The organism is Algoriphagus sp. (assembly GCF_024642405.1).
In the GTDB taxonomy this organism is placed as follows: Bacteria; Bacteroidota; Bacteroidia; order Cytophagales; family Cyclobacteriaceae; genus Algoriphagus.
On the sequence record NZ_JAHEBC010000348.1, the window covers coordinates 1 to 3922 of the forward strand.

Sequence of the window (3922 nt, forward strand, 5' to 3'; positions counted from 1 at the left end):
TGCATTTACCTCCAATAAATATTCCTGAACGGTGGCTGTTTCCTCTGATTCGGAGGAGTTGAATCGTTGCTGAAAATAAAAATTTTGAACATGAGAACGATTCGTGAACTCATATTTCTGCGAAACATAGGCGACTAAATCACGAAAGCTATGAACCTCCCCAGATTCAGCTTTTAGCTTTACATACTCTTGTGCGAAAGGTCTTTCAATTTTCCCCTTTGAAATAACAGTATTTCCTCTGATACTTTCTATTAGTGTAGTAAGCTCCCAGCCAGAATCACCTATAATCGCCCAGTTTTGGTCAGAATCCCAAGTAAAATTTAAGTTTTCAAATGCTTGTTGAGCTTTGAATAAAATGGTTGCTTTAGAAATGGATAGAATAGAATCTGACAAAATGTTAATTCGATTTAAGGCATAATAACAATAATGCTAAGATAGAATGTCTTTAAACTTTATTCTTACTATCTATCATAATAGTCACCGGACCATCATTTACCAAGCTAACTTTCATATCTGCTCCGAATTCTCCAGTTCCTATTTTTTTACCTAGATCAAACTCCAAAGCTTGGATCATTTTCTCATAAAGTGGAATAGCCACATCAGGCTTTGCAGCTTTGATATAAGAAGGCCTATTTCCTTTTTTGGTACTGGCATGTAATGTAAACTGAGAGATCAGTAAAATCTCTCCATTTATATCCAACAAGCTTTTGTTCATTACCTCATTTTCATCTGGGAATATTCGAAGATTAACAATCTTTTTGGAAAGCCAGGAAATGTCTTCTTCACCATCTGCTTCTTCAATTCCGATCAAAATCAATAGACCTTGCCCAATACTGGACTTTACAATTCCATCTATTTTAACAGAGGCTTCTGATGCACGTTGAATTACTACTATCATTTGCTAAGATCTTGTAATTGTCCTGAGCTGACAATTTCTACTGATTTGGAGTTTAGTTCCAATGCCTTTTTTACCATACCCTTCGCAACTTGGTAATCGTAAATTGGCCTAATATTTTTAAAAAGCTTTAACCAGACAAGCGGCTTCATAACAATGGTTGCTATTTGCTCCCCAAGTCGAAATTCTGATCTATTCCCTAACAATAGCGATGGTCTGAAAAGCCCTAAAAAGTCAAATCCTACCGCCTTTAAATCCTCTTCGGTTTTTCCTTTTGTTTGACTATAGAAAATGGAAGAATCACTGCTAGCGCCAGATGAAGAAACATAGAGAAACTTAGAAGCACCAAGAGATTTTGTCCATTTGGCAAATTCTATCACCAAATCATGATCAATCTGGTAAAATCTATCTTTGGACCCAGCCTGTTTAATAGTAGTGCCAAGTGAAGAAAAAGCATGAATTTCAGCCTTCTTTTCTAATATGGCTTCCTTTAAACCATTCTTCTCTCCACCAAGGGACTTTGAAACCAATAAATGCTCCCAATCCCAGGTGTTGATTTTTGACATATCGCCCTCTAATTGCACCAGTTTGTCATGTTTCAAAGCGAGTATTCGTCTACCTACGCTAATAACATCATCATATTCTTTGAGCAACTGATGCAATAATTGCATCCCAACCATTCCAGAAGCACCTGAGATTATGGCTATTTTCATTTGTTTTGGATTTCCGAAATTGCCTCAAACAACTCCTGTTCAATTGATTTATTTCTGTCCCTAGCATACCAAAGGTAAGTACCCTCAGAGAATTCTTTCGGGCTTATTCCTTTAGGATCTACTTTATAGGCCTTAAATCTATCCCGAAGGTATTTTGGCTTTGGCCCCCAAGTAAATAATTCCTCCTCTAAGTCTTTTGACAACCCTATCAATTTAGGAATAGATCTGGCTCCTTCCGTTAAATAATGATCCATCACCTCGGGATTTTCATCCCTGAAAATAATTTTCAGTTCAATCAGGGGATTCAGTTCCGCCAACTTTGCCATGTAGGGAATACTTTGCGAAGCATCCCCACACCATGCTTCAGAAATGATCAACCAAGTTTGAGGATTATTAATGCTTTTAATTAAAGACTCCATCTCAGCGGAGACTTTCCCTATTTTATCAACTCGATTCATTCTGGCCACATTCATCTTTGTGTAATTGATATTTGACTCAGAATGATTGGAACCTGTTGTCTTTCCTTCAGCCAATAGTGCATCAATTACGCGACGATAACCTAGATAAGAGAGTCCTGAAACAACTATTTCTTTTGAAATTGGATGTGAAATTTGATCAAGCATACTATTAGAATTTGGGTACTAACAGTGTTGATTACTCTTGAGTTCTCTCCCAGTCCAAAAATTCCTCAACTTCATCCTTAACCTTAGCATATATCGCCAAGACGACAGATAAATCATCTGCAAAACCTAAAAAACCTAGAAAATCAGGTACGATATCAAAAGGAGAAATAAAATAAACCAAGCCTAGAACCAGCAACCATAGAGTGCTACCGGTGAGTTTATGAGCTCCATTAAAATGAGCTTTTATCATTCGAATAAATACGCCAATTGGAGCAACTAGCTTTTTTATTCTTGGATCTTCCCCAAAATTTGCAATTTTTTGAAAAGTATTAGAAATCAATTCTTTGACCTTTTCTTCTTGCCTAACCACAGCATCTACCTGTTTGCCAAATAATTTTTTGGCTTTTCCTACTACTTCGGTCGCTTTTGATTTAATGGTAGTCATTTTTAAAAGTAAATATTGATCTCTGATTTTACATGTTTTAACGCATAAGATATAGCATCGTTATTTTGTTCCAAAGACCTTGAGAAGATAGCTCTTGCCAAATCCATTCCTGAAGCATCAGCATCCACTGATTGACGGCTTTGATTTATAATAGTGTTTATACTTTCTACAGCATTTTTTACCGCCTCCCAAGTTTGCTCAGAAAAATAAACCTGCTGAGAAAAATTATGGCTAAACTCTTCTCTTACTTCATGCAGCAAGTGAGCATGAAGCTCTCCAGCAGTTAGAGACCCAGGGTTTGACCTTCTTACCAGATTATTTGGTGAAATTCTTTCTAACAGCAAACATAACCTTTCAGCAGCCTGCAGCCTGATTGGCAAAATAGTCTGAGAGTTCTGGGTTTTTAATTCCACAATCATTTTCTCTCTTTCTTTAGAAAGAAATGAAACAACAACCAGATACATCCCATATAGTACAATTCCCGCTGGCAAGAGAATTTTAAGCAAATCTATCGCGTAATCCATTTTTTAAATTTCCTTCGAATATCCACAAATAATCCCTGTCTAAAAACACCAAAGATCGTAAATTTGAATCCTAAACGAACCAATTCCGCGCCAAAAACATTTGACTCACATGATTATTCCTGTTCAAATCACAGAAAAAGCTGAGGCTGAGATCAAAAATATCATGGCTAATAAAAATATCCCTGCTGATTACAGCTTGAGAGTTGGGGTCAAAGGTGGAGGATGCGGAGGAATGTCTTATGCTTTAGGGTTTGATAAGCCAAAAGCTGAAGACCAACAATTTGAAATAGCCGGAATACCTGTTTTGATAGAAAAGAGGCATTTTATGTTTTTAATGGGAATGCAAATCGATTTTTTTGAAGGGGATGAAGCCAGAGGGTTTACTTTTATCAATCCAGATATCCCGAAGCGTCACGATCTTTAAATAATTTTCTAACTTCATAAGTTAATCTCAACTTATGAAAAATATCATTTTACTTCCCCTCTTTGTCTTAATAGTCAGTCCCCTTTTCGCTCAGGTAAAGTATTTAGAAAAAGACCAAAAACCCGGGGAAGGAAATATTACTGATCTTGAATGGTTGGAAGGTTTTTGGACCGGTACAGGGTTTGGCGGAGAATGTGAAGAAGTTTGGATGCCTGCGGTGGATGGTAATATGGTAGGGACTTTTAGATTTTGGAGTGAAGGGAAACTCATTTTTTCAGAATTCATGAATATCGTCCAA

Annotated in this window: 8 protein-coding genes; 2 read left to right on the forward strand and 6 right to left on the reverse strand. The window is 36.8% G+C overall.

The window, feature by feature from the left end; all coding sequences use genetic code 11:
• From Q0L68_RS17460 to Q0L68_RS17485, 6 genes are all read right to left on the reverse strand, one after another.
• A partial coding sequence (locus tag Q0L68_RS17460) for an ATP-binding cassette domain-containing protein (RefSeq protein WP_296705545.1) occupies positions 1-393 on the reverse strand: 393 nt, incomplete at its 3' end.
• 52 nt (positions 394-445) lie between these two features.
• On the reverse strand, positions 446-898 hold the full coding sequence (dtd, locus tag Q0L68_RS17465) for a D-aminoacyl-tRNA deacylase (RefSeq protein ID WP_296705546.1): 453 nt from the start codon (positions 896-898) through the stop codon (positions 446-448).
• Positions 895-1608 (reverse strand): NAD-dependent epimerase/dehydratase family protein, encoded by a 714-nt coding sequence (locus Q0L68_RS17470; protein ID WP_296705547.1) that lies wholly within the window; start codon positions 1606-1608, stop codon positions 895-897. Before Q0L68_RS17470 ends, dtd begins: the two co-directional genes overlap by 4 nt.
• Positions 1605-2231: a thioredoxin family protein gene (locus Q0L68_RS17475; protein WP_296705548.1), complete on the reverse strand. Its 627-nt coding sequence runs from the start codon at positions 2229-2231 to the stop codon at positions 1605-1607. The genes Q0L68_RS17470 and Q0L68_RS17475 overlap by 4 nt, the downstream gene beginning before the upstream one ends.
• A 31-nt stretch (positions 2232-2262) precedes the next feature.
• The gene (locus tag Q0L68_RS17480; protein WP_296705549.1) at positions 2263-2676 is read right to left on the reverse strand and encodes a DUF1232 domain-containing protein; all 414 of its coding nucleotides are present in this window, start codon (positions 2674-2676) and stop codon (positions 2263-2265) included.
• Between the two features lie 2 nt (positions 2677-2678).
• Positions 2679-3200 carry a hypothetical protein gene (locus Q0L68_RS17485; protein ID WP_296705550.1) on the reverse strand — a complete coding sequence of 174 codons (522 nt, stop codon included), beginning with the start codon at positions 3198-3200 and terminating at the stop codon, positions 2679-2681.
• A gap of 109 nt (positions 3201-3309) precedes the next feature.
• Between Q0L68_RS17485 and Q0L68_RS17490 the strand changes: the two genes are divergently transcribed.
• Positions 3310-3624, forward strand: a complete 315-nt coding sequence (locus Q0L68_RS17490) for an iron-sulfur cluster assembly accessory protein (RefSeq protein ID WP_296705551.1) — start codon at positions 3310-3312, stop codon at positions 3622-3624.
• A gap of 34 nt (positions 3625-3658) precedes the next feature.
• Positions 3659-3922, forward strand: a 264-nt coding sequence (locus Q0L68_RS17495) for a DUF6265 family protein (protein ID WP_296705552.1), incomplete at its 3' end; no start/stop codon positions are given.

What these genes read in the sequence shown, in the direction of transcription:
- Q0L68_RS17470 (WP_296705547.1), bottom strand. Translation starts at nt 1,608, where the DNA reads ATGAAAATAGCCATAATCTCAGGTGCTTCTGGAATGGTTGGGATGCAA.
- Q0L68_RS17480 (WP_296705549.1), bottom strand. Translation starts at nt 2,676, where the DNA reads ATGACTACCATTAAATCAAAAGCGACCGAAGTAGTAGGAAAAGCCAAA.
- Q0L68_RS17490 (WP_296705551.1), top strand. Translation starts at nt 3,310, where the DNA reads ATGATTATTCCTGTTCAAATCACAGAAAAAGCTGAGGCTGAGATCAAA.
- Q0L68_RS17485 (WP_296705550.1), bottom strand. Translation starts at nt 3,200, where the DNA reads ATGGATTACGCGATAGATTTGCTTAAAATTCTCTTGCCAGCGGGAATT.
- dtd (WP_296705546.1), bottom strand. Translation starts at nt 898, where the DNA reads ATGATAGTAGTAATTCAACGTGCATCAGAAGCCTCTGTTAAAATAGAT.
- Q0L68_RS17475 (WP_296705548.1), bottom strand. Translation starts at nt 2,231, where the DNA reads ATGCTTGATCAAATTTCACATCCAATTTCAAAAGAAATAGTTGTTTCA.